Consider the following 24,187-nt stretch of genomic DNA (forward strand, 5'->3'; position numbering starts at 1 on the left):
TCCCGGTGACTGCAGCTGCTCTCCGCCTCTTCACGTCCGAGTCGGTGACCGAGGGGCACCCCGACAAGATCTGCGACCAGATCTCGGACAGCATCCTCGACGCACTGCTGATGGTCGACCCGAACGCGCGCGTCGCCGTCGAGACGATGGTGACCACCGGGCTCGTGCACGTCGCCGGCGAGGTCACGACCTCCGGCTACGTCGAGATCCCCAAGCTCGTCCGTGACGTCATCACCGGCATCGGCTACAACTCGTCGGACGTCTCGTTCGACGGTGCCACCTGCGGTGTCGAGGTCTCGATCGGCGCGCAGTCGCCCGACATCGCGCAGGGTGTGGACGAGTCGCTCGACTCCCGCACCGGTGCGGTCGACCCGCTCGACCGTCAGGGCGCCGGCGACCAGGGCATCATGTTCGGCTTCGCGACGAACGAGACCCCCGAGTACATGCCGGTCGCGATCTGGCTGGCGCACCGGCTGGCCGAGCGCCTCGCCGCGGTCCGCAAGTCGGGCGAGCTGTCGTTCCTGCGTCCGGACGGCAAGACCCAGGTCACCATCGGGTACGACGGCGTCGTGCCGAAGACCGTCGAGACCGTCGTGCTCTCCACACAGCACTCGCCAAGCGTCACGCTCGACGAGCTCACCGCGGCGATCACCGAGCACGTGATCCGTCCGGTCCTCGACCTGGTCGACCTCGACTCGTCGCACGTCGAGGTCATCGTGAACCCGACCGGTCGCTTCGAGATCGGCGGCCCCCAGGGCGACGCCGGGCTCACCGGCCGCAAGGTGATCGTCGACACCTACGGCGGGGCCTCCCGTCACGGTGGCGGCGCGTTCAGCGGCAAGGACCCGTCGAAGGTCGACCGTTCGGCGGCGTACGCGCTGCGCTGGGTCGCCAAGAACGCGGTCGCCGCGGGGCTGGCCGACCGGCTCGAGGTGCAGGTCGCCTACGCGATCGGCCGTGCGAAGCCCGTCGGGCTGTACGTTGAGACCTTCGGCACCGGACACGTCGACGACGCCACGATCGAGGCCGCCATCCGCCAGGTCTTCGACCTGCGTCCGGCCGCGATCATCCGCGACCTCGACCTGCTCCGACCGATCTACGCGCAGACCGCGACCTACGGCCACTTCGGCCGCGAGCTCCCCGGGTTCACGTGGGAGCAGCTCGACCGTGTCGAGGAACTCCGCGCCGCCGCAGGACTCGTCGCCGCGACCGTCTGAAGCACCGCGTGACCACCGTCGCGCGCGTCGTCCTCGACTCGCCGCTCCCGCAGTTGGACCGTCTGTTCGACTACCGGGTGCCGGCCGAGCTCGAGGACGACTGCGTCGCGGGGGTGCGCGTCAAGGTGCCGCTGCGCACCGGCGCCCGGATGTCCGACGGCTACGTGGTCGAGATCGTCACCGAGGGTGAGTACCCGGGGGAACTCAGCCAGATCGAGGCCGTGCTGTCCCCGGTGCCCGTCCTCGCGCCGGAGATCTGGACCCTCGCGCGCGCCGTCGCCGACCGGGCCGCGGGTGTCGCCTCCGACGTCCTGCGCCTCGCCGTGCCCCCGCGGCAGGTGCGCGCCGAGAAGGCCTGGCTCGCCCGGGACACCGCGTGGTCGCCGCGGCCGGTGACCGCCCCGCCCGTCACCGGCTACGCCGACGGCGTCCTGGAGGCCGTGGTGACGGAGCACGGACGCGCCGCGGTCGCCGCCGTGCCCCAGCCCGTGGCGACGGGCGACGCGGACGCGCCGGTCTGGGTCCCGGGGTGGGCCGCGACGCTCGCCCAGGCTGCGGCGCACACCCTGGTGGCCGAGCAGTCCGCGGTGATCGCCGTGCCGGACTTCCGCGACGTCATCGACCTCGAGCGTGCCCTGCTCGCCGTGCTGCCACCGGAGCGGGTGGTGCGCTTCGACGCCAAGCAGACGAACGGGCAGCGCGCGAAGGCACTGCTGCAGGCCCGCACCCACGCGGTGGTCGCGATCGGCAACCGCACGGCGATGTACGCGCCGGCGACCGAGCTCGGTCTGATCGCCATGTGGGACGACGGCGACGCCTCGTTCATCGAGCAGCGGGCGCCCTACGTGCACACGCGCGACGTCGCCCTGGTGCGGGCCGCCCAGTCCGGTGCCGCGCTGCTGTTCGTCGCGCACGCGCGCAGCACCGACGTGCAGCGACTGGTCGAGTTGCACTGGCTGCAGGACGTCGTGCCGTACCGCGTGAAGACCCCGAAGGTCATCCCCACCGTGCAGCAGACCGGGGCCGAGGGGTTCGCCGCACAGGCGCGCATCCCGAGTTCCGCCTGGCGTGCCGCGCGCGAGGCCAGCCAGCACGGTGCCGTCCTGGTGCAGGTCGCGAGCCCGGGCTTCGGTACGGGGCTGGTCTGCGCCGAGTGCGGCGAACGCGCGCACTGCCGGGTCTGCGGCGGGCCGCTCGGCAGCCCGCACCGCGGCGCCACGCCCCAGTGCCGGTTCTGCGGCGCCCTGGCCGTCGGGTTCCGCTGCCCGACGTGCGGCAACGGCACCGTGAAGCCGGTCGGCCAGGGGGCACAGCGCACCGCGGAGGAGCTCGGGCGGGCGTTCCCCGGCACCCGGATCATCGTCGCGGACGGCTCCCGCCCGCTCGACGAGGTCCCCGCCAAGCCATCGGTCGTCGTCGCCACCCGTGGGGCCGAGCCGTCGGTGCCGGGCGGGTACGCCTGCGTGCTGCTGCTCGACGGCGAGAAGATGCTCGCCCGCGAAGGGCTGCGGGTGCAGGAGGACGTGCTGCGCTTCTGGACGAACGCCGCCGCGAAGTCGGCCCCCGGTGCCGAGGTGTACCTGGTCGGGATCGGTGGGCGGCTGGCGTCGGCGATGGCCTTGTGGCGGCTCGACGGTCCCGCGCACGACGAGCTCACCGACCGCCGCGAACTCCACTTCCCGCCGGCGGTGCGGGTGGCGACGATGACCGGCACCGACGAGGCCGTCACCGCTGCGGTCGAGGCCCTCGGCGACGCTGTCGTCGGTCCGGTGCTCGGCCCGGTCCCGGTCGAGGACGACACGTTGCCGGGCACGGTCCGGGCCATCGTGCGGTTCCCGTACGCGCACGGGGCCGAGGTCGCCGCGACGCTCAAGGCCGAGGTGATCCGGCGCTCGTCGACCCGGCGGGTGCTCAAGGGTGGCAACCGACGACGGGCCGCTCCGACGCTGCGGGTGCGATTGGACGACGCGGAGCCGTTCTCCGAGGTCTGACCGCGCGTGGCCCCGTGCGGGTGCGGCTGTGTGGGCACGACGCAGAACGACACCGCCGACGTCGTGCGACGTCGGCGGTGTCGTTCGGGTCTGCCGCTGTGCGGCGACCGGCTGGTGCGGGTCGGTCAGACGTCGGCGGGCCGGCGACGCTCGCGCGGCAGCACGACGCCGAGGGCGACCATGCCGATGGCGAGCACGAGGTGCAGCCAGTTGTCGGCGTTGTTCAGCGGGACGAAGTTCGCACCCGAGCTGTGGCCGGCGGTGAACAGGCCGTAGATCCACAGCACGAAGTAGACGATCCCGCCGATCACCAGGTACATCCGCGACCCGGAGGCTCGGTTCGCGGCGAGCAGTCCGACGACGCCGAACAGCAGGTGGACGATGTTGTGCAGCACGGACACCTGGAAGATGCCGAGCAGCATGCCCATCGACTCGTGTCCGGCCCCGGCCAGGTCGCCGGTCGTGATGCCGGGGACGAACCCGGCGATCCCGACGAGCAGGAACACGATGCCGACCACGAGGGCGGCCTTCTGGACGGATGAACCGGCGTAGCGGTTGGTGGCGGTGGTGACGTCGCTCATGGTGTCTCCTGATCTCAGCGCGGTTGCGCGGGGTTGGTGGGCACGCCGTGGGACGGCGGGTTGATCGTCGGACCGGCGGTGGCCGGCGTGACGGCCGCGGGTGCCGCGGCCCCCGCAGACGTCTCGGGGAGGTGCTCCGGCACGGAACCGGTCGGCTCCGCACCGCCGTCCAGGGCTTCGATCCGGTGACGGATCCGCTCCAGCACCGGCAACCGTGCGCCGTGGGCGTTCTCGTGGTCGAGCAGCACCTCGAGCTGTTCGCGGTCGAGGGCCGTCAGGTGCTCGGTCAGGTTGCCGAGCGGGACGTGGTCGAAGTCCGGGATGGGCAGGTCTCGGTCGGTCATGGTGCTCCTTCCGTCGATGCAGCCAGAACGTACGCAGCCCACGCTCTGCTGGTGCACAGGCAGTGCCGAGCGCCGCGTGCTCCGGACAGGCGGTCGGGGTCGGGTGGGCCCGTCGGCGTGGGAGGATCGAACCCATGCGTCTCGTCGTCGCCGGCAGCCCCGCTGCGGCCGTCCCCACCCTCCGCCGTCTGGCGGCGTCCGACCACGAGATCGTCGCGGTGCTCACGCGGCCGGCCACCCCGCAGGGCCGCAAGCGCGTCCTCACGCCGACCCCGGTGGCCGTCGTCGCCGCGGAGCTCGGCCTGCCGGTCATCGAGGCCTCGCGTGTCGACGACGCCGTCACCGCCCGGATCGCGGACCTCGACGTCGACCTCGGCGTGATCGTCGCCTACGGCGCACTGCTCCGCCGCCCGGCGCTCGACGCCCCGCGGCACGGGTGGATCAACCTGCACTTCTCCGACCTGCCGGCGTACCGCGGTGCGGCTCCCGTGCAGCGTGCGGTGATGGCCGGCGACACCCGGACCGCCGCCACGGTCTTCCAGCTGGTCGAGGCGCTCGACGCCGGCCCGGTCTACGCCGCCCTGCCCTTCGAGATCGACCCCGAGGCGACTTCGGGTGAGGTCCTCGCCGCGATGGCCGAGGTCGGCGCTGACGTGGTGGCGGACGTCGTGGACGCCATTGCCGCCGGCACCGCCGTCGCGACCGAGCAGTCCGGCGAGCCCACGCTCGCCCCGAAGCTCACGATCGACGACGGCCGCATCGACTTCGCCGCGCCCGCCGCCGCCGTGCACGCGCGGATGCGCGGGGTCACGCCCGAGCCCGGCGCGTACGCCCACCTGGGCGAGACCCGCGTGAAGCTGCTCCGCAGCACGCTCCGGCCAGGAGGCACGCAGGACCCCGCCCCGTCGCTCGCGCCGGGTGCGCTCGCACTCCACGGCGGTCGGCTGCTGGTCGGGACCGCCGACACCCCGCTGGTGCTGCTCGAGGTGCAGCCGGCGGGCAAGAAGGCGATGGACGCCGCCGCCTGGGCCCGTGGCCTCGGCGAACTGGACGGGAAGGTCCTCGCATGAGCCCCCAGACGAAGCCCAAGGGTGCCCGCCGCGGCCCGCGTCCGGCCAGTGCCCGCCGCGTGGCGTTCGACGTGCTCCGCGCCGTGCAGGTCGACGACGCCTACGCGAACCTGCTGCTGCCGACGCGCATCCGCCGCGCCGGGCTCACCGCCCGCGACGCCGGGTTCGCGACCGAGCTCACCTACGGGTCGATCCGGATGCTCGGCCGCTACGACGTCATCATCGCGCTGGCCTCCGGTCGCCGGGCCGAGAACATCGAGGCGGACGTCCTCGACGTGATGCGCCTCGGTGCGCACCAGCTGCTCGCCATGCGCACGCCGACGCACGCCGCCGTCGACGCCACGGTCGAGCTCGCCCGCGAGGTCGGTGCCCGTCGCGCCACCGGGTTCGTGAACGCCGTGATGCGCAAGATCGCCGCCCGCACCGATCAGGAGTGGGACGCCCTGATCACCGAGGGCCGTGCCGGGGACGCCCTGCTCGCCACCCGCTGGTCGCACCCCGTCTGGGTCGTCTCGGCGCTCCGCGACGCCCTGGCCGCCGAACGCTCCCGCGACGAGCTCGCCGCCCTGCTCGCCGCTGACAACGCCGCACCCCGGGTGCAGCTCGCGGCCCTGCCCGGACTCGCCACCGACGAGGACATCGCCACGGCGACCGCCCGCACTTCCCCAGACGACGACACCGACGCCGCGTTCGCCGACGCGACCGGTGCGGTCGACGTGCCCGCGGCCCTGGTGCCCGCGGACGACGAACCGGAGGCCGACGGCGCGACCGGCGCCGTGCCTCCCGTCCGGGCCGACGAGCCCGTCGTACAGGCGGACGCCGCGCCGGTGTCGCCCGTCGGCATCCGTGGCATCAGCGGCGACCCGGCGCGCGTGCCGGGCGTCGCCGCCGGACACCTGCGCGTGCAGGACGAGGGGTCGCAGCTCGCCGCGCTGGCGCTGAGCCGCTCGTCGGACGTGCGCGCGGGGGAGCGGTGGCTCGACATGTGCGCCGGGCCCGGCGGCAAGGCCGCGCTGCTCGCCGCCGAGGCGCAGCAGGGCGGGGCGACCCTGGTCGCCAACGAGCTCGTGCCCGCCCGGGCCGGACTCGTGCGGAACGCCCTCGGCGTGTTCGGCGACCACGTGCGGGTCGTCGAGGGTGACGCCCGTCGGTACGGACGCGACGGCACCGGGATGACCTTCGACCGCATCCTGCTCGACGCCCCGTGCACCGGGCTCGGCGCGCTGCGTCGCCGACCGGAGGCCCGCTGGCGGAAGCTCCCCGAGGACGTCGAGGAGCTCGCTGCCCTGCAGACCGAACTGCTCGACGCCGCCGTCCGGGTGCTGGCACCGGGCGGGACGCTGGCGTACGTGACCTGCTCGCCGCACCTGGCCGAGACCCGCGGGCAGGTCGACGCGCTGATGGGGCGGCACGGCGACCGGCTCGAACAGCTCGACACCGCCGCGATCGTCCGGGGTGTCGCCGCACGCGACCCCGAGATCGCGGACGGCGCCACGGCGCAGCTGTGGCCGCACCGCATCGGGACGGACGCGATGTTCATCGCGCTGTTCCGTCGCGTCGACTGACCACCCCGCCGACCGGGATCGGGCTCAGCGCGACCGTCGGTAGGCACTGCCGTCGCACGTGTGCACGGCCGTGTCGTCGAACAAGGTGCGCAGGTTGTACGCGGCGCAATCCCGGAAGGTACCGATGCTGATCCACCGCGCCGAGCGGCGTAGCTCGCCCTTGGATGGGCCGTCCGAACCGATGCCGGCGCGGTGGACCGTCCAGGCGATGTCCTGCGCCTCGGCGTCGAGGTAGCGCATCACCGACTCGTTGTCCGCGTGCTGTCCGATGTACTCCCGCGCGAGCGTCGACCGGACGAGGCGGAGCACGGGCGCGAGCCGCTTGCCGGGAGGCGCACTCAGCCCACCGGCCTGGTAGAGCAGCCGCCGGGTGCCGCTCCGGCGCATGGCCGGCACGAGCGTGCGGACGAACGCGGTGTTGACCGGTCGCTCGCGCTGCGCGGCGACGTCCCCGAGCATCACGACCACGCCCGTCACGCCCTCGAGCAGCGCGTCGAGGTCGAGGCCGTCGGTGACCGAGCCCTGCACGACCTGCAGGTCGTCGTGCTGGACCGCCAGCTTCGACGGTGTCCGGACGACGGCGCGGACACGGTGTCCGGCATCGAGTGCGAGCCGGGTGAAGTGCTGGCCGGTCTGTCCGGTCGCGCCGAACACGAGCAGGTGCTGTCGAGGTGTCATCCACCCAATCTAGGCAATGACTAGAAAATAGGCAATGCCTAGTACCGCGATAGGCTCTCCCCATGCCGGAGCGTTCCTTCCACCACGGGAACCTGCGGGCCGTGCTGCTCGACGAGGCCGTCCAGGTCCTGCGCGAGGACGGCATCGACGGGTTGTCCCTCCGTGACCTGGCGCGGCGCGCCGGGGTCAGCCACGGTGCGCCGCGGAGCCACTTCGTCGACCGCCAGGCACTCCTCGACGCCCTCGCCGTGCTCGGTTTCGAGCGACTGACCACCGCGGTGCGCCGGGCCCTCTCCGGCTCGGGCGACCTCGACGACCGGTTCCGTCGGGTCGCCATGGCGTACGTCGACTTCGCCATCGACGACGCGGCGCTCATGGACCTCATGTTCCAGGCGTCGACGGCCGGCCGGTCCGGCCCCGTGCAGACCGCCGCCGAATCGCTGTTCGCCGTGCTCGACGGCGCGCTCGGAGCGTCCGCGCCGGAGCCCGGCGAGGACGCCCGGACCACCTTCAAGCTCCTGTTCGCCGCGACCATGCAGGGGATCGCGGGCCTCGTCGTGTCGCGCCGGATCGACCGCCCGCAGGGCGAGCGGCTGGTCGAAGCAGCACTCGGGACGATGCTCCGGTCCGACCTCGGCACGCGCGCCCTCGGCGACGGCTGACCCCGCCCCCGGACGGCGCCGCGCGCACCCGGGCAGCGCAGCCAGGCAGGCGCACGCCGGTAGGCTTGCCCGGTGACGATCCGCATCTCGCCGAGCATCCTGTCCGCCGACTTCGCGAACCTCGAGCGCGAACTCCAGCGCATCGAGACCGCCGACCTGGTGCACGTCGACGTGATGGACAACCACTTCGTCCCGAACCTGACGCTCGGGCTGCCGATCGTGCAGCGCCTGCAGCAGGTGTCGCCGGTGCCGCTCGACGTGCACCTGATGATCACCGACGCCGACCGCAACGCGCCGAAGTACGCCGAGACGGGTGCGTCGAGCGTCACGTTCCACTTCGAGGCCGCCGACGACCCGGTGGCGACCGCCGCGGCGATCCGGTCGAACGGTGCCCGCGCCGCCGTCGCCGTGAAGCCCGGCACCCCGATCACGCAGGTGCTGCACCACCTCGACGCATACGACATGATCCTGCTCATGACCGTCGAGCCCGGGTTCGGCGGCCAGTCCTTCATGCCGTCCGTGATGCCGAAGCTCGCCGACGCCCGCGCCGCCGTCGATGCCTCCGGGCTCGACGTGTGGCTCGAGGTGGACGGCGGGATCGCCGTGGACACCGTGCCCGAGGCCGTGCGGAGCGGTGCCGACACGCTGGTCGCGGGCTCCGCGGTGTACGGCGGCGAACCCGCCGCGCGCATCGCCGACCTGCGCGAGGCCGCCGCTCGGGCTCGCTCGTGACCGGGGGAGCGTCGGACGGTACCGGCGTGAGCGAGGCGACCACCGCCTCCCGTCCGGACGGTGCGTCGGCAGCGTCAGCGGAGACCGGTAGCCTGGACCCCGTGAAGACGTTCGACGACCTGTTCCAGGAGCTCACCGAGAAGGCGCGCACGCGCCCCGAGGGCTCCGGCACCGTCGCCGAACTGGACGCCGGCGTGCACCAGATCGGCAAGAAGATCGTGGAAGAAGCCGCCGAGGTCTGGATGGCGGCCGAGTACGAGGGCGACGAGCGCACCTCGGAGGAGATCTCACAGCTGATCTACCACCTCCAGGTCCTCATGGTCGCGAAGGGGCTCACCCCGGCGGACGTCTGGCGACATCTGTAGGACGCGCTCGGGCACCAGCCCGCGCACCGACCTCGATCCGCCACGACCCCGACCAGAAAGCAGACCCCTGATGCTCCGCATCGCCGTGCCCAACAAGGGCTCCCTGTCCGAGACCGCGTCCGACATGCTGCGTGAGGCCGGGTACGCCGGTCGCCGTGACCCGAAGGCGCTGCACCTGCTCGACGAGCGCAACGGCGTCGAGTTCTTCTTCCTCCGCCCGCGGGACATCGCCACGTACGTGGGGTCCGGCGCGCTCGACGTCGGCATCACCGGCCGCGACCTGCTGCTCGACTCCGGGTCCGAGGCGCACGAGGTCGACGCGCTCGGCTTCGCCGACTCCACCTTCCGGTTCGCCGGCACCCCGGGTCGGTTCGCCTCGCTGCAGGACCTCGACGGCGTCCGGGTCGCCACGAGCTACCCCGGCCTGGTCGGGGCCTTCCTCGCCGAGCACGGGGTCAGCTCCACGCTCGTGAAGCTCGACGGCGCGGTCGAGAGCGCCGTGCGGCTCGGGGTCGCCGACGCCGTGGCCGACGTCGTGTCGACGGGCAGCACGCTCCGGCAGGCGGGCCTCGAGATCTTCGGCCCGGTGATCCTCGAGTCGACCGCGGTGCTCGTCTCCACCGACGAGACCATCCCGGGCATCGACGTGCTCCGCCGACGCCTGCAGGGCGTCCTCGTCGCCCGTGGCTACGTGATGCTCGACTACGACGTCCCCACGGCCCTGCTCGAGCAGGCGACCGCGGTGGCGTCCGGCATCGAGTCGCCCACGGTCTCACCGCTGCACGACCGCGACTGGGCGGCGGTCCGCGTGATGATCCCGCGCGACGACGCGAACCTCATCATGGACGCGCTCTACGACCTCGGCGCCCGGGCGATCCTCGTCAGCCCGATCCACGCCGCACGCCTGTGACCCCCGGTGGCGTGTCGGTCCGGGTCATCCCGTGCCTCGACGTCAAGGGCGGCCGCGTCGTCAAGGGCGTCAACTTCCTCGACCTGCAGGACGCCGGTGACCCCGTCGAGCTCGCGGCTCGGTACTACGAGCAGGGCGCCGACGAGCTGACCTTCCTGGACGTCGGTGCCACGGTCGAGAACCGGGCGACGATGTACGACACCGTGACCCGGACGGCCGAGCAGGTCTTCATCCCGCTCACCGTCGGCGGCGGGGTGCGCAGCGTCGACGACGTCTCGCGGCTGCAGCAGTGCGGCGCGGACAAGATCGGCGTGAACAGCGCGGCCATCGCCCGGCACGAGCTCATCGGCGAGATCGCCGACCGGTTCGGTGCCCAGGCCGTCGTGCTGTCGCTCGACGTCAAGCGCGCCGATCGGATGCCCTCGGGCTTCGTGGTCACCACCCACGGCGGGCGGACCGAGTCCGACCTCGACGCCATCGCGTGGGCACGCGAGGCCGTCGAGCGCGGCGCGGGGGAGCTGCTCGTCAACTCCATCGACGCCGACGGCACGAAGAACGGGTTCGACCTCGAACTCGTGGCCGCGGTGCGCGCCGTCTCGTCGGTCCCAGTGATCGCCTCGGGAGGCGCGGGTCGCGTCGAGCACTTCGCCCCGGCCGTCGACGCGGGTGCGGATGCAGTCCTCGCCGCCAGCGTCTTCCACCGTGGCGAGATGACCGTGGGGGACGTCAAGGCCGCGCTCCGCGCGACCGGCCACGCCGTCCGCTGATCCGCCGCCGTAGGCTAGGAGCCTCATGACCGACAGCACCAGCACCGACACCGAGGCGGTCCTCGACCGCGCACACTTCGGTGCGGACGGCCTGCTCCCCGCCATCGTGCAGGAGGAATCGTCGAAGGACGTCCTCATGCTCGGCTACATGGACCGGGAAGCCCTCCGCCGCACCCTCACCGAAGGCCGTGTGACCTTCTGGTCGCGGTCGCGGAACGAGTACTGGCGGAAGGGCGACACGTCGGGACACGCCCAGTACGTCCGCGGTGCCGCGCTGGACTGCGACGACGACACGCTCCTCGTCACGGTGCAGCAGGTCGGGGCTGCGTGCCACACCGGTGCGCACCGGTGCTTCGACGTCGACCCGCTCGCGCCCGTGACCATGTCCGCCCCGGCGGACACGGCCGTGGAGCCGACCCGATGACCACCGCGACGATCTCCGAGACCCCGCACACGACCTCCCGACCGGAGTTCGACGGCCTGCTCGGCGACCACCGTGTCCTGCCGGTCGTCCGCGCGCTGTACGGCGACAGTGAGACGCCGGTCGGCGTCTACCGCAAGCTCGCCGACGGCCGCCCCGGGTCCTTCCTGCTCGAGTCCGCCGGTCAGGGTGGCCTGTGGTCGCGCTGGTCGTTCGTCGGCGTGCGGAGCTTCGGCGTCCTGACGCAGGACGGCGACCGCGCGGCCTGGATCGACACCGGCATCGACGCCGAGCGCGCCGTCGGGTCGCTCGACGGTGCCCCGCTCGACGTCCTGGCGCGGTTGCACGAGCGCTGGGCGACGCCCCGCGTGCCCGGCTCGCCGCCCCTCGTCGGCGGCACCGTCGGCTTCGTCGGGTGGGAGGCCGTGCGCCAGCTCGAGCACCTGCCGAACGTGCCGCCGGCCGACTTCGACGTCCCCGGACAGGCGCTGTCCTTCGTCTCCGAACTCGCCGCGCTCGACCACCGCACCGGTCTCGTGCTGCTCGTCGCGAGCGTGCTGAACGACGGCACCGACGACGCGGACACCCTCTGGGCGGACGCGCAGCAGCGACTCGACCGCATGCAGGGCGACCTGGTGCAGCCGAGCGTCGCGACCGTGGCCGAGGCGTTCGAGATCGCCGAGCCGACCCCGACCCACCGCACGAGCCCGGCCGACTACATGGCGGCCGTCGAGCGCTCGAAGGACTTCATCCGCGACGGTGACGTGTTCCAGGTCGTCATCTCGCAGCGGTTCGACCACGAGGTCACGGCCGACCCGCTCGACGTCTACCGGGTGCTCCGGACGCTGAACCCGAGCCCGTACATGTACTTCCTCGCCCTCGCGGACACCGCCGACGAGCGGTTCTGGATCGTCGGCGCATCGCCGGAGGCGCTGGTGAAGGTGCAGGGCGACCGCGCCATCACGCACCCGATCGCCGGGTCCCGCCCCCGTGGTGCGACCCCGGAAGAGGACGTCCGCCTCGGCGAGGACCTGCTCGGCGACCCGAAGGAGCGCGCCGAGCACCTGATGCTCGTCGACCTCGCGCGCAACGACCTGCAGAAGGTGTGCGAGCCCGGCACCGTCAGCGTCACCGAGTTCATGACCGTCGAGCGGTTCAGCCACATCATGCACCTGGTGTCGAGCGTCGAGGGGCGGGTGCGCCCCGACGCCTCGGCGATCGACGTGTTCCGCGCGACGTTCCCGGCCGGCACGCTCTCGGGTGCGCCGAAGCCGCGTGCGCTGCAGATCATCGACGAGCTCGAACCGGCGAAGCGCGGTGCGTACGCCGGTGTCGTTGGCTACTTCGACTTCGCCGGTGACGCCGACCTGGCGATCGCGATCCGCACCGCCCTGATCAAGGACGGCGTGGCCCGCGTGCAGGCCGGTGCCGGACTCGTGGCGGACTCCGACCCGGAGACCGAGCACGTCGAGGCGGTCAACAAGGCCGCTGCCCCACTGCGTGCCGTCGCCACCGCCAACCGGATGCGCGAGGTCCGCTCGTGAAGCGCTCGCGTCCGATCGTGGTCGTCGCCGGGCTCCTGGTCGCCGGTGTCATCATGCTCGCCTGGACCCAGACCTGGTTCACCGTCCGCCTGCACGCTGGTGCCGCCGTCACCTCGACGGTCTCGGCCGACGGGGCGGCGGTCGTGCCGCAGTACACCGCGCTGGCGATCGCGAGCCTCGCGCTCTTCCTGGCGATGACCATCGCCGGACGGGTGCTGCGCATCGTGCTCGCCGCCGTCGAGATCCTGCTCGGCCTCGGCGTGGTCGTCAGCGGCATCACCGCCCTCGGCGACCCGATCGCCGCCGCACGCGGTGCCGTCGGCGAGGTCGCCGGGGTCAGTGACCTCGGTGCCGTCCGCGGTGTCGTGTCGAGCGTCTCCGTGAGCCCGTGGCCCGCCGTCGGGATCGCGGGTGGCGTGCTCGCCGTGCTGCTCGGCGTGGTCGTCATCGTGGTCCAGCGCGCCTGGCCCGGCCCGAGCCGGAAGTACGGTGCCGCCACCGCCGGAGCCGCCGCAGCAGCACGTGCAGCAGCACCCGTCCAGCGCGACGCGGTCGTCGACTGGGACGACCTGAGCGCGGGCGTGGACCCGACCACCGCCGACGGCGCGGGCGCGGGGGCGCCGAGTGACGACACGGTAGGATCGACAGGGCGTCGCTCGACCGACGACGCCGGAGCAGAACGAGGAGCACCGTGAGCAACACTGAGCCCGCAGAACTCGGCGAAGGCCACTCGCCGGCCGCCTGGACCGCCGTCGTGATCATGCTGATCGGATTCGCGGCAGGCACGCTGTTCTTCTGGTTCGACCAGCCGTGGGGCGTCTGGGCCTCCGCTGGCGTCGTCCTCATCGGCCTCATCGTCGGTGGCGTGATGAAGAAGGCCGGCTACGGCGTCGACGGTCCGAAGTTCGTCCCCAAGCACCACGGCGAGTAGGGGGCTCCCGATGCCGAACGTGCTCGAGACCCTCGTCGCGGGCGCGCTCGAGGACGCCGCCGCCCGTCGTGTCGACCGTCCGTACTCGGACGTCGAACGCGACCTCGACCGGGTGGCGTCGCCGCTCGACGCCCTCGCGTTCCTCAGCCCGGGTGACCGGGTGAAGATCATCGCCGAGGTCAAGCGCGCCAGCCCGTCCCGCGGGTCGATGGCCGCGATCGCTGATCCCGCTGCCCTCGCTGCCGACTACGAGCGTGGTGGGGCCTCGACGATCAGCGTCCTGACCGAGGGCCGTAAGTTCCTCGGCAGCCTCGCCGACCTCGAGGCCGTGAAGGCCCGCGTCGGGGTTCCCGTGCTCCGCAAGGACTTCATCGCCGACCCGTACCAGGTGATCGAGGCCCGGGCGTCCGGCGCCGACGTCGTGCTGCTCATCGTGGCGGCGCTCGAGCAGCCCCGTCTGGTCGAGCTGCACACCCTGGCCGAAGAACTCGGCATGCGCGTGCTGGTCGAGGCGCACTCCGGTGACGAGGTCACGCGTGGGCTCGACGCCGGTGCCCGCATCCTCGGCGTCAACGCGCGGGACCTCACCGACTTCTCGCTCGACCGCGACCTGTTCGGGTCGCTCGCCGACCGCATCCCCGACGGGGTCGTGCGCGTCGCCGAGTCCGCGGTCTCCGGTCCGGCCGACGTCGCCCACTACCGTGCGGCGGGCGCCGACGTCGTGCTGGTCGGCGAAGCGCTCGTGACGGGGGACGACCCCGCCGCGACCCTGGCGTCGTTCGTCGACGCCGCCGACCGGGCCTGACCGGCTCCGCCCACGTATCGAGGCCGCCGACCGCGGCCGCACGTTCCACCCGTCCGACGCGGCCGACCAGCCGCGTCGGACTCGTCCCGGGAGACACATCGTGACCTCACTCCGCGACCTGCACGGCCCCTACTTCGGTGACTTCGGGGGACGCTTCGTCCCCGAGTCCCTCGTCCTCGCGCTCGACGAGCTCGAGGCCGCCTTCCGCCAGGCCTGGGCGGACCCGGCGTTCCGCGCGGAGCTCGACGAGCTGCAGCGCGACTACACCGGGCGCCCCTCGATCATCACCGAGGTGCCGCGGTTCGCGAAGCACGCCGGCGGTGCCCGGGTCATCCTGAAGCGTGAGGACCTGAACCACACCGGGTCCCACAAGATCAACAACGTCCTCGGCCAGGCCCTCGTCGCCCGTCGGCTCGGCAAGACCCGCCTGATCGCCGAGACCGGTGCCGGCCAGCACGGCGTCGCGACCGCGACCGCCGCAGCCCTGTTCGGCATGGAGTGCGTCGTCTACATGGGCGCCGTGGACACCGAGCGACAGGCCCTCAACGTGGCCCGGATGCGCCTGCTCGGCGCCGAGGTGATCCCCGTCGAGACCGGATCGCGCACCCTGAAGGACGCCATCAACGACGCCCTGCGCGACTGGGTCGCCAACGTCGAGTCGACGCACTACCTGCTCGGCACGGTCGCCGGTCCGCACCCGTTCCCCGAGATGGTGCGCGAGTTCCACAAGGTCATCGGCGAGGAAGCGCGCCAGCAGGTCCTCGACCGCGTCGGGCGCCTGCCGGACGCCGTCGCGGCGTGCGTCGGCGGCGGCTCGAACGCGATGGGCATCTTCGAGGCGTTCCTCGACGACGAGTCCGTCGCACTGCACGGTTTCGAGGCCGGCGGCGACGGCGTCGAGACCGGCCGGCACGCGGCGAGCATCACGCTCGGTCGCGAGGGCGTCCTGCAGGGCGCGAAGTCGTACCTGATGCAGGACGAGGACGGCCAGACGATCGAGAGCCACAGCATCTCCGCCGGACTCGACTACCCGAGCGTCGGACCGGAGCACGCGTACCTGGCGTCGATCGGCCGCGCGAAGTACCAGCCGATCACCGACACCGAGGCCATGGAGGCGTTCCGCCTGCTGAGCCAGACCGAGGGCATCATCCCGGCGATCGAGTCGTCCCACGCCCTCGCCGGTGCGATGAAGCTCGGCAAGGAGCTCGGGCCCGAAGGCGTCGTGCTCGTGAACCTGTCCGGCCGCGGTGACAAGGACGTCGCGTCCGCCAGTCGCTACTTCGGCATCCTCGACGAGAACGCGGTGCAGCTGTGACCACGAACAAGACCGTCGCCCAGACGATCGACACGGCCAACGCCGAGCGCGCCGGAGCCGTCGTCGGCTACCTGCCCGCCGGGTACCCGAACCTGCAGACCAGCGTCGACGCCGCCGTCGCCCTCGCCGAGAACGGCGTGGACGTCATCGAGTTCGGTCTGCCGTACTCCGACCCCGTGATGGACGGCCCCGTGATCCAGCGGGCAGCCGAGGAGAGCCTGGCGAACGGCTTCCGGGTCGCACAGGTCTTCGACGCCGTGCAGCAGATCACCGAACGGGCCGACGTGCCGGTCCTCGTCATGACCTACTGGAACCCGGTGCTGCGCTACGGCGTGGACCGCTTCGCCGACGACCTCGTCGCCGCCGGTGCCGCCGGCCTCATCACACCCGACCTCATCCCCGACGAGGCCTCCGCGTGGACCGAGGCCTCGGAGCGGACCGGGCTCGACCGGGTCTTCCTCGCCGCGCCGTCCTCGTCGGACGAGCGCATGCGCCAGGCGGTCGAGGCCAGCCGTGGGTTCGTGTACGCCGTCTCGACGATGGGTGTGACCGGTGCCCGGGTCGGCGTCGACGTCGCCGCACGCACGGTGGTGTCGCGTCTGCGCGACGCCGGGGTCGAGCGCACCTGCGTCGGTCTCGGGATCTCGACGGCCGAGCAGGTCGGCGAAGTGCTCGAGTACGCCGACGGTGCCATCGTCGGGTCCGCGTTCGTCCGTGCGCTGGCCGACCTCGGCGTGCAGGGTGTGGCCGACCGTGCCGCCGACCTCGCCACCGGCGCCCGCCGCCGCTAGTCCAGTTCCTGTCCGGCCCGCGAGCCGCGCTACAGTGAGCGAGGCCGACGCCACGTCGACCGCGCCCCGTCAGTTCCGAAAGGCGACAGCACCTCCATGCCCCTCCTGAGCATCCCGAGCCCGAGCACCGCCTGGCAGTACTTCGACCTGACCGCCTGGCTGCGCGACGCGTTCGGCTGGTCGCTGCCCCTCGACTTCCGCATCCACGCGTACGCGATCTGCATCCTGATCGGGATCGTGGCCGCGGTCGTCCTGGCGAACCGCCGACTCAACGCCCGCGGCGTCGAGCGCTGGATCATCATCGACATCGCGATCTGGGCCGTGCCCGCCGGCATCATCGGCGGTCGTCTCTTCCACGTGTTCACCCACGTGTCCGACTACTTCGGCCCCGGCATCGACCCGCTGTCCTTCCTGTACATCTGGGAGGGCGGGCTCGCCATCTTCGGTGCGCTCATCCTCGGGTCGGTCGGCGCGTGGATCGGCTGCCGTCAGGTGGGCCTCCGGTTCACGTCGTTCATCGACGCCGTCGTGCCGGGCGTCCTGCTCGCACAGGCCTTTGGTCGCCTGGGCAACTACTTCAACCAGGAGCTCTTCGGCATGCCGACGAGCCTGCCCTGGGGCCTCGAGATCGACTCGAGCAACGCCGCGTTCCCGAAGGGCCTGCCCGAGGGCACGCTGTTCCACCCGACGTTCCTGTACGAGATCATCTGGAACGTCCTCGGCGTCGTCGTCATCCTCTTCCTGGCGCGCAAGTTCACACTGCAGTGGGGCAAGGTCCTCGGTCTGTACCTGATCTGGTATGGCGCCGGACGCTCGGTGCTCGAGTCCATCCGCGTCGACACGAGCGAGACCTTCTTCGGCGTCCGCACCAACGTGTGGGTGGCCCTGGCTGCGGTCGTGATCGGCATCCTGATCTTCGTGGTGCAGAGCCGCCGGCACACCGGCAAGGAGCCGAGCCCGTACCTGCCGGGTCGCGGGCCCCGTCCGACCTCCGTTGTAGACTCCGAGGACACCTTCTCGGAGCACGACGACGACCAAGCAGACGGCGTCACGAGCGACGAACCGGTCACGACCACTCGCTGATCCCGTGGTGGGAGCACCCGCTCCCGACGACCACCGGTCACGTGCAGCACCAGCAGCAGCAGCAGCACCAGACGGTCTCCGCCACAAGCGGGGCCCAGCAACCTCGCCGGCCGGCAGGGCAACTCACTGACGGCGGGCACGGGCACCAGTCCCGCCCGCTCGGGCGGAACGCACCACCGGGCCACCGCTGTCCCTGTTCCACTTCCTCGTGAGGACGGTTCCCCATGGCGCTCCAGCCAACCCAGCCCTCGGCACCGACGAGCCTCGTGCCGCCGTACCGCCGCTTCTCCGCGATCCCGGACGTGACGGGCATGTACGACCCGGCGAACGAGAAGGACGCCTGCGGTCTCGCGATGGTCGCGACCCTGCGCGGCACGCCCGGGCACGACATCGTCGACGCGGCCCTCGGTGCGCTCCGGAACCTCGAGCACCGCGGTGCAGTGGGCTCCGACGCGGGCACCGGTGACGGCGCGGGCATCCTGTGCCAGGTGCCCGACGAGTTCCTGCGGGCCGTCGTGCCGTTCGAGCTGCCGGCAGCGGGGGAGTACGCCGTCGGTACCGCCTACCTGCCCCTGGACGACGACGCCCGCCACGCGGTGAAGGGCGCCGTCGAGCGGCTCGCCCGCGAAGAGGGCCTGAAGGTCCTCGGGTGGCGCGAGGTCCCGGTGCGTCCGGAGGTCCTCGGAACGCTCGCCCGTGCCGCGATGCCGGCGTTCGAGCAGCTGTTCGTCGCCTCCATCCGGCACGACGTGCACGGTGCCTCGTGGAGCGGCATCGCGCTGGACCGTCAGGCCTTCCGCCTCCGCAAGCGCGCCGAGCACGACAACGACCTGTACTTCATGTCGCTGTCGAGCCGCACCATGGTCTACAAGGGCATGGTCACGACGCTGCAGCTCGAGCCGTTCTACCCGGACCTCAGCGACGAGCGCTTCGCGTCGAAGCTCGCGATCGTGCACTCGCGCTACTCCACCAACACGTTCCCGTCGTGGCCGCTCGCCCAGCCGTTCCGGACGATCGCCCACAACGGCGAGATCAACACGGTGCGCGGCAACCGCAACTGGATGCGTGCGCGCCAGTCGCAGCTCGAGAGCGAACTGCTCGGCGACATGGCCCCGCTGCTGCCCATCGTGAGCCCGGGGGCGAGTGACTCGGCCTCGTTCGACGAGGTCCTCGAACTGCTGACCCTGACCGGCCGGACCCTGCCGCACGCCGTGTCGATGATGGTTCCAGAGGCGTGGGAGAACCAGGTCGGGATGGACCCGGACCTCCGCGCGTTCTACGAGTACCACTCGATGCTCATGGAGCCGTGGGACGGCCCCGCCGCGATCACCTTCACCGACGGCTCGCTCGTCGGCGCCACCCTCGACCGCAACGGCCTGCGCCCCGGACGCTTCCTGGTCACCGACGACGGCCTCATCGTGATGGGCTCCGAGACCGGGGTCATCGACGTGCCGGCCGCCAAGGTCGTGCGCAAGGGTCGCCTGCGTCCGGGCCGGATGTTCCTGGTGGACACCGAGGCCGGCCGCATCATCGAGGACGACGAGGTCAAGCGCGAGCTCGCCGCCTCGGGTCCCTGGGGCGACTGGCTCGAAGCCGGCCGCATCAACCTCAACGACCTGCCGGAGCGCGAGCACATCGTGCACACCCCGGCCTCGGTCACCCGCCGGCAGCGCGCGTTCGGGTACACCGAGGAAGAAGTCCGGATCCTGCTGCGCCCGATGGCGGCAGCGGGTGCCGAACCCCTCGGCGCGATGGGCTCGGACACCCCGATCGCCGTGCTGTCGGAGCGTCCGCGACTGCTCTTCGACTACTTCACCCAGCAGTTCGCGCAGGTGACCAACCCGCCGCTCGACTCGATCCGCGAGCAGGTCATCACCTCGATGGGGATGGGACTCGGTCCGGAGCGCAACCTGCTCTCCGCCGGTCCCGAGCACGCGAAGCAGATCACGCTCGACTTCCCGGTGATCGACAACGACCAGCTCGCCAAGGTCCAGCACTTCGAGACCGAGTCGGGTCGCCACCTGACCGTCACGATCAAGGGCCTGTACCGCGTCGACGCCGGCAAGAAGGCGATGCAGAAGCGCATCGCCGCCGTGTGCGACGAGGTCGACGCCGCGATCGAGTCCGGCAAGCAGTTCATCGTGCTGTCCGACCGCGACGGCAACTCCGAGCAGGCACCGGTGCCGAGCCTCCTGCTCCTCGCCGCGGTCCACCACCACCTGATCCGCACCGAGCAGCGCATGAAGGTCGGGCTGATCGTCGAGGCCGGCGACGTGCGCGAGGTCCACCACGTGGCGACCCTCATCGGGTACGGCGCCTCGGCGATCAACCCGTACCTGGCGATGGAGACCTGCGAGAACCTGGTCCGCGCCGGCATGATCCCTGGGATCACCCCGGAGCAGGCCGTCAAGAACGTCATCAAGGCGCTCGGCAAGGGCGTGCTGAAGATCATGTCGAAGATGGGCATCTCCACGGTGTCCAGCTACGCCGGTGCGCAGGCGTTCGAGGCCGTCGGGCTCAGCCAGGAGTTCGTCGACAAGTACTTCACGGGCACCTCGTCGATCCTGGGTGGCGTCGACATCGACGTCATCGCCAAGGAGAACGCCGAGCGGCACGCCCAGGCCTACCCGCAGGACGGCGCGGTGCTTGCGCACGAGCGACTGCAGGTCGGCGGCGAGTACCAGTGGCGCCGTCAGGGCCCGCCGCACCTGTTCAACCCGGACACGGTGTTCCGCCTGCAGCACGCCACTCGTGCCCGCCGGTACGACATCTTCCGCGAGTACTCGAGCGCCGTGGACGACCAGTCCGAGCAGCTCATGACGCTCCGCGGGCTGTTCCGGTTCAAGCAGGGCGCCCGCAAGCCCATCGCGCTCGACGAGGTCGAGTCGATCGAGTCGATCGTCAAGCGGTTCAACACCGGTGCGATGTCCTACGGGTCCATCTCGAAGGAGGCCCACGAGACGCTCGCCATCGCGATGAACCGACTCGGTGGCCGTTCGAACACGGGTGAGGGCGGCGAGGACGTCGACCGCCTGCTCGACCCCGAGCGCCGCAGCGCGATCAAGCAGGTCGCCTCCGGCCGGTTCGGCGTGACGAGCATGTACCTCACGCACGCCACCGACATCCAGCTCAAGATGGCGCAGGGCGCGAAGCCCGGCGAGGGCGGGCAGCTGCCCCCGGCCAAGGTCTACCCGTGGGTGGCCCGCACCCGGCACGCCACCGCGGGCGTCGGCCTCATCTCGCCGCCGCCGCACCACGACATCTACTCCATCGAGGACCTCAAGCAGCTGATCTTCGACGTCAAGCGCGCCAACCCGGCCGCCCGCGTCCACGTGAAGCTCGTGAGCCAGTCCGGCATCGGTGCGGTCGCGGCCGGCGTGACGAAGGCCCTGGCCGACGTCGTGCTCGTGTCCGGCCACGACGGCGGCACCGGCGCGAGCCCGCTGAACTCGCTCAAGCACGCCGGCACCCCGTGGGAGATCGGCCTGGCCGAGACCCAGCAGACGCTCATGCTGAACGGCATGCGCGACCGCGTCGTCGTGCAGGTGGACGGGCAGATGAAGACCGGACGCGACGTCGTCGTGGCCGCGTTGCTCGGGGCCGAGGAGTACGGCTTCGCGACCGCGCCGCTCGTGGTCGAGGGCTGCATCCTGATGCGGGTCTGCCACCTGGACACCTGCCCGGTCGGCGTCGCCACGCAGAACCCCGAGCTCCGCAAGCGGTTCTCCGGCAAGCCCGAGTTCGTCGTGAACTTCTTCGAGTTCATCGCGCAAGAGGTCCGCGAGCTCCTCGCCGAGCTCGGCTTCCGCAGCCTCGACGAGGCCATCGGGCAGACCGACGCGCTCGACGTCGACCGTGCCGTCGAGCACTGGAAGGCGTCGGGCCTCGACCTCGCGCCGGTGCTCAAGGGACCGCACTTCGACGACGCCGAACCGCGCCGCCACCACCGCGAACAGGACCACGAGCTGGACCAGCACTTCGACGTGCAGCTCATCCAGCAGACCGCGGACGTGCTCGACCACGGCGGTTCGATCGCGCTCGACCTGCCCATCCGCAACACCGAGCGCGCCGTCGGCACCATGCTCGGCCACCAGGTGACCCTGCGACACGGCGAGCACGGCCTGCCGAACGGTTCGATCGACGTGACCCTGCGCGGTTCCGCCGGCCAGTCGCTCGGTGCGTTCCTGCCGGCGGGCATCACGCTGCGGCTCATCGGCGACAGCAACGACTACGTCGGCAAGGGGCTCTCCGGCGGCCAGATCGTCGTCCGTCCCGACGCCGGTTCGGGCTTCGACCCCGCCGAGAACGTCATCGCCGGCAACGTCATCGGGTACGGCGCCACCCAGGGCAGCATGTTCATCCGCGGCATCGTGGGCGAGCGGTTCCTGGTGCGGAACTCCGGTGCCACGGCCGTCGTCGAGGGCGTGGGCGACCACGCGCTCGAGTACATGACGGGCGGGCTCGCGCTGATCCTCGGCGAGACCGGCCGGAACCTCGGTGCGGGCATGTCCGGTGGGACGGCGTACGTCCGCGGCCTGCGCCAGGAACACGTGAACACCGACGCCCTGGCGTCCGGCGAACTCCGGCTCGAGGCGCTCGACAGCGCCGACGTCGAGATCGTCACCGACCTGCTCACCCGGCATGCCGACGAGACGGGGTCGACGCTCGCGTCCGACCTGCTGGCGTCCGGAGACCTGAGCGACTTCGTCAAGGTGCTGCCGCGCGACTACGCGGCGGTGCTCGAGACGCGCAGACAAGCCGTCGACGAGGGACTCGACCCCGACGGTGACATCGTTTGGAACAGGATCATGGAGGTGACCGGTGGCTGACCCCAAGGGATTCCTGAAGGTCCAGGAACGCGAACTCCCGCCCCGGCGACCCGTGCCCGTGCGGCTCATGGACTGGAAAGAGGTCTACGAGCAGCAGGAGTCCGGTGTCCTGAAGCGTCAGGCCGGCCGCTGCATGGACTGCGGCGTGCCGTTCTGCCACCAGGGCTGCCCGCTCGGCAACCTGATCCCGGAGTGGAACGACCTGACGTGGCGCGGTGAGGGCCGCCAGGCGATCGAGCGCCTGCACGAGACGAACAACTTCCCGGAGTTCACGGGTCGGCTCTGCCCGGCACCGTGCGAGTCGTCGTGCGTGCTCGGCATCAACCAGCCCCCGGTGACGATCAAGCAGGTCGAGGTCTCGATCATCGACCAGGCGTTCCAGAACGGGTGGGTCACCCCGCACCCGCCGGAGCGCCTGACGGGCAAGACCGTCGCCGTCGTGGGCTCCGGTCCCGCCGGGCTCGCCGCCGCGCAGCAGCTCACGCGTGCCGGCCACACGGTCGCCGTCTACGAGCGGGACGACCGCATCGGCGGCCTGCTCCGCTACGGCATCCCGGACTTCAAGATGGAGAAGCGCCAGATCGACGCGCGCCTCGCCCAGATGCAGGCCGAGGGCACCCGGTTCCGTGCCGGGGTCGAGATCGGCAAGGACATCACCTGGGACGACCTGAAGTCGCGCTACGACGCGGTCGTCGTCGCCACCGGTGCCACGGTGCCGCGCGACCTGCCGATCCCGGGGCGCGACCTCGAGGGCGTGCACTTCGCCATGGACTACCTGGTCCAGCAGAACAAGGCGAACGCGGGCACGACGGTCGACAACCAGATCACGGCCGAGGGAAAGCACGTCGTCGTCATCGGCGGCGGCGACACCGGCGCGGACTGCATCGGCACCGCTCACCGCCAGGGCGCGTTGAGCGTGACGAACCTGGCAATCGGCAAGCAGCCGCCGCTCGAGCGTCCGTCCGACCAGCCGTGGCCGATGTTCCCGACCGTGTTCGAGATCACGAGCGCCCACGAAGAGGGCGGCGAGCGGCACTTCCTCGCCTCCACCGTCGAGTTCCTGTCGAACGACGCCGGCGAGGTCCGCGCACTGCGGGTCGCCGAGACCGAGTACCTCGACGGCCGGCGGGTCCCGAAGGCGGGCAGCGAGCGGGAGATCCCGGCCGACCTCGTCCTCATCGCGATGGGCTTCACCGGCCCCGAGTCGGACACCATCGAGCCGCAGCTCGGTCTGCCGACCACGGTCTCCGGGTCGCTCGACCGCCGTGCCGACTACGCGACCAACGAGGCCGGCGTGTTCGTCGCCGGCGACGCGGGTCGCGGGCAGTCGCTCATCGTGTGGGCGATCGCCGAGGGCCGTGCCGCGGCCGCACAGGTCGACGAGTACCTCGAGGGCTCCACGATCCTGCCGGCACCGGTCAAGGCGACCGACCGGGCGATCTCCGTCTGATGTCGGACGATCACGGAATGTCGGACGGCCACCAGATGTCGGACCGTCTCCACCAGATGCTCACGCTCCCGTGAGCGTGAGGCCACCAGCACTCGGTAGGGTGCTGGTGGCCTCGCTTCGTTCCGCGCGGCCCCAC

At 71.8% G+C, this 24,187-nt stretch carries 22 protein-coding genes; 19 read left to right on the top strand and 3 right to left on the bottom strand.

Annotated elements, in window-relative coordinates:
* The first annotated feature begins 5 nt into the window (after positions 1-5).
* Together metK and DEJ21_RS02495 are read left to right on the top strand one after the other, a co-directional pair.
* Entirely contained in the window at positions 6-1,217 is a 1,212-nt protein-coding gene (metK, locus tag DEJ21_RS02490) for a methionine adenosyltransferase (protein ID WP_111223610.1), read from the top strand.
* Positions 1,218-1,225: 8 nt separating this feature from the next.
* Entirely contained in the window at positions 1,226-3,208 is a 1,983-nt protein-coding gene (locus tag DEJ21_RS02495; protein WP_111223611.1) for a primosomal protein N', read from the top strand.
* A 125-nt stretch (positions 3,209-3,333) separates the two neighbouring features.
* Here DEJ21_RS02495 and DEJ21_RS02500 read toward each other — a convergent pair whose 3' ends face one another.
* The gene (locus DEJ21_RS02500; protein ID WP_111223612.1) at positions 3,334-3,789 is read right to left on the bottom strand and encodes a DUF4383 domain-containing protein; all 456 of its coding nucleotides are present in this window, start codon (positions 3,787-3,789) and stop codon (positions 3,334-3,336) included.
* Positions 3,790-3,803: 14 nt separating this feature from the next.
* On the bottom strand, positions 3,804-4,133 hold the full coding sequence (locus DEJ21_RS02505) for a hypothetical protein (protein WP_111223613.1): 330 nt from the start codon (positions 4,131-4,133) through the stop codon (positions 3,804-3,806).
* Between the two features lie 134 nt (positions 4,134-4,267).
* Between DEJ21_RS02505 and fmt the strand changes: the two genes are divergently transcribed.
* A complete protein-coding gene (gene fmt, locus DEJ21_RS02510; protein WP_111223614.1) occupies positions 4,268-5,203 on the top strand; it encodes a methionyl-tRNA formyltransferase in 936 nt (311 codons plus the stop codon).
* A gap of 59 nt (positions 5,204-5,262) precedes the next feature.
* The gene (locus tag DEJ21_RS02515) at positions 5,263-6,768 is read left to right on the top strand and encodes an RsmB/NOP family class I SAM-dependent RNA methyltransferase (RefSeq protein WP_111223750.1); all 1,506 of its coding nucleotides are present in this window, start codon (positions 5,263-5,265) and stop codon (positions 6,766-6,768) included.
* Positions 6,769-6,792: 24 nt separating this feature from the next.
* Here the strand turns inward: DEJ21_RS02515 and DEJ21_RS02520 are convergent, their stop codons facing one another.
* On the bottom strand, positions 6,793-7,446 hold the full coding sequence (locus DEJ21_RS02520) for an NAD(P)-dependent oxidoreductase (protein ID WP_027465731.1): 654 nt from the start codon (positions 7,444-7,446) through the stop codon (positions 6,793-6,795).
* A 62-nt stretch (positions 7,447-7,508) separates the two neighbouring features.
* Between DEJ21_RS02520 and DEJ21_RS02525 the strand changes: the two genes are divergently transcribed.
* From DEJ21_RS02525 to DEJ21_RS02595, 15 genes are all read left to right on the top strand, one after another.
* Positions 7,509-8,108: a TetR/AcrR family transcriptional regulator gene (locus DEJ21_RS02525; protein ID WP_111223615.1), complete on the top strand. Its 600-nt coding sequence runs from the start codon at positions 7,509-7,511 to the stop codon at positions 8,106-8,108.
* A 72-nt stretch (positions 8,109-8,180) separates the two neighbouring features.
* Positions 8,181-8,840 carry a ribulose-phosphate 3-epimerase gene (gene rpe / locus DEJ21_RS02530; protein WP_110864565.1) on the top strand — a complete coding sequence of 220 codons (660 nt, stop codon included), beginning with the start codon at positions 8,181-8,183 and terminating at the stop codon, positions 8,838-8,840.
* Positions 8,841-8,941: 101 nt separating this feature from the next.
* The gene (locus tag DEJ21_RS02535; RefSeq protein WP_027465728.1) at positions 8,942-9,205 is read left to right on the top strand and encodes a phosphoribosyl-ATP diphosphatase; all 264 of its coding nucleotides are present in this window, start codon (positions 8,942-8,944) and stop codon (positions 9,203-9,205) included.
* A gap of 70 nt (positions 9,206-9,275) precedes the next feature.
* Positions 9,276-10,115 (top strand): ATP phosphoribosyltransferase, encoded by an 840-nt coding sequence (hisG, locus tag DEJ21_RS02540; RefSeq protein ID WP_027465727.1) that lies wholly within the window; start codon positions 9,276-9,278, stop codon positions 10,113-10,115.
* An 11-nt stretch (positions 10,116-10,126) separates the two neighbouring features.
* Positions 10,127-10,882 carry an imidazole glycerol phosphate synthase subunit HisF gene (gene hisF, locus DEJ21_RS02545; protein ID WP_258374845.1) on the top strand — a complete coding sequence of 252 codons (756 nt, stop codon included), beginning with the start codon at positions 10,127-10,129 and terminating at the stop codon, positions 10,880-10,882.
* A gap of 25 nt (positions 10,883-10,907) precedes the next feature.
* Entirely contained in the window at positions 10,908-11,306 is a 399-nt protein-coding gene (hisI, locus tag DEJ21_RS02550; RefSeq protein WP_110864563.1) for a phosphoribosyl-AMP cyclohydrolase, read from the top strand.
* On the top strand, positions 11,303-12,847 hold the full coding sequence (locus tag DEJ21_RS02555) for an anthranilate synthase component I (protein ID WP_111223617.1): 1,545 nt from the start codon (positions 11,303-11,305) through the stop codon (positions 12,845-12,847). Before hisI ends, DEJ21_RS02555 begins: the two co-directional genes overlap by 4 nt.
* Positions 12,844-13,542 carry a Trp biosynthesis-associated membrane protein gene (locus tag DEJ21_RS02560; protein ID WP_110858960.1) on the top strand — a complete coding sequence of 233 codons (699 nt, stop codon included), beginning with the start codon at positions 12,844-12,846 and terminating at the stop codon, positions 13,540-13,542. The genes DEJ21_RS02555 and DEJ21_RS02560 overlap by 4 nt, the downstream gene beginning before the upstream one ends.
* Entirely contained in the window at positions 13,539-13,778 is a 240-nt protein-coding gene (locus DEJ21_RS02565; RefSeq protein WP_017887200.1) for an HGxxPAAW family protein, read from the top strand. The genes DEJ21_RS02560 and DEJ21_RS02565 overlap by 4 nt, the downstream gene beginning before the upstream one ends.
* 19 nt (positions 13,779-13,797) lie before the next feature.
* Positions 13,798-14,583, top strand: coding sequence for an indole-3-glycerol phosphate synthase TrpC (gene trpC / locus DEJ21_RS02570; protein ID WP_111223751.1), 786 nt, complete (start codon positions 13,798-13,800; stop codon positions 14,581-14,583).
* 100 nt (positions 14,584-14,683) lie between these two features.
* Positions 14,684-15,898, top strand: coding sequence for a tryptophan synthase subunit beta (gene trpB, locus DEJ21_RS02575; RefSeq protein ID WP_071244754.1), 1,215 nt, complete (start codon positions 14,684-14,686; stop codon positions 15,896-15,898).
* Complete coding sequence (trpA, locus tag DEJ21_RS02580) at positions 15,895-16,689, top strand: tryptophan synthase subunit alpha (protein WP_111023054.1); 795 nt, start codon at positions 15,895-15,897, stop codon at positions 16,687-16,689. Before trpB ends, trpA begins: the two co-directional genes overlap by 4 nt.
* Before the next feature lie 96 nt (positions 16,690-16,785).
* Positions 16,786-17,772 carry a prolipoprotein diacylglyceryl transferase gene (gene lgt, locus DEJ21_RS02585; RefSeq protein ID WP_181435755.1) on the top strand — a complete coding sequence of 329 codons (987 nt, stop codon included), beginning with the start codon at positions 16,786-16,788 and terminating at the stop codon, positions 17,770-17,772.
* A gap of 224 nt (positions 17,773-17,996) precedes the next feature.
* On the top strand, positions 17,997-22,601 hold the full coding sequence (gene gltB, locus DEJ21_RS02590; RefSeq protein ID WP_375342391.1) for a glutamate synthase large subunit: 4,605 nt from the start codon (positions 17,997-17,999) through the stop codon (positions 22,599-22,601).
* Entirely contained in the window at positions 22,594-24,051 is a 1,458-nt protein-coding gene (locus tag DEJ21_RS02595) for a glutamate synthase subunit beta (RefSeq protein WP_111088757.1), read from the top strand. Before gltB ends, DEJ21_RS02595 begins: the two co-directional genes overlap by 8 nt.
* Positions 24,052-24,187: the final 136 nt, after the last annotated feature.

Source organism: Curtobacterium sp. MCSS17_006, assembly GCF_003234215.1.
GTDB classification, from domain to species: domain Bacteria; phylum Actinomycetota; class Actinomycetes; order Actinomycetales; family Microbacteriaceae; genus Curtobacterium; species Curtobacterium flaccumfaciens.

Coding starts and splice junctions, on each gene's coding strand:
- DEJ21_RS02500 (WP_111223612.1), bottom strand. CDS start 3,789: ATGAGCGACGTCACCACCGCCACCAACCGCTACGCCGGTTCATCCGTC.
- DEJ21_RS02505 (WP_111223613.1), bottom strand. CDS start 4,133: ATGACCGACCGAGACCTGCCCATCCCGGACTTCGACCACGTCCCGCTC.
- fmt (WP_111223614.1), top strand. CDS start 4,268: ATGCGTCTCGTCGTCGCCGGCAGCCCCGCTGCGGCCGTCCCCACCCTC.
- DEJ21_RS02520 (WP_027465731.1), bottom strand. CDS start 7,446: ATGACACCTCGACAGCACCTGCTCGTGTTCGGCGCGACCGGACAGACC.
- DEJ21_RS02525 (WP_111223615.1), top strand. CDS start 7,509: ATGCCGGAGCGTTCCTTCCACCACGGGAACCTGCGGGCCGTGCTGCTC.
- hisG (WP_027465727.1), top strand. CDS start 9,276: ATGCTCCGCATCGCCGTGCCCAACAAGGGCTCCCTGTCCGAGACCGCG.
- hisI (WP_110864563.1), top strand. CDS start 10,908: ATGACCGACAGCACCAGCACCGACACCGAGGCGGTCCTCGACCGCGCA.
- DEJ21_RS02555 (WP_111223617.1), top strand. CDS start 11,303: ATGACCACCGCGACGATCTCCGAGACCCCGCACACGACCTCCCGACCG.
- lgt (WP_181435755.1), top strand. CDS start 16,786: ATGCCCCTCCTGAGCATCCCGAGCCCGAGCACCGCCTGGCAGTACTTC.
- gltB (WP_375342391.1), top strand. CDS start 17,997: ATGGCGCTCCAGCCAACCCAGCCCTCGGCACCGACGAGCCTCGTGCCG.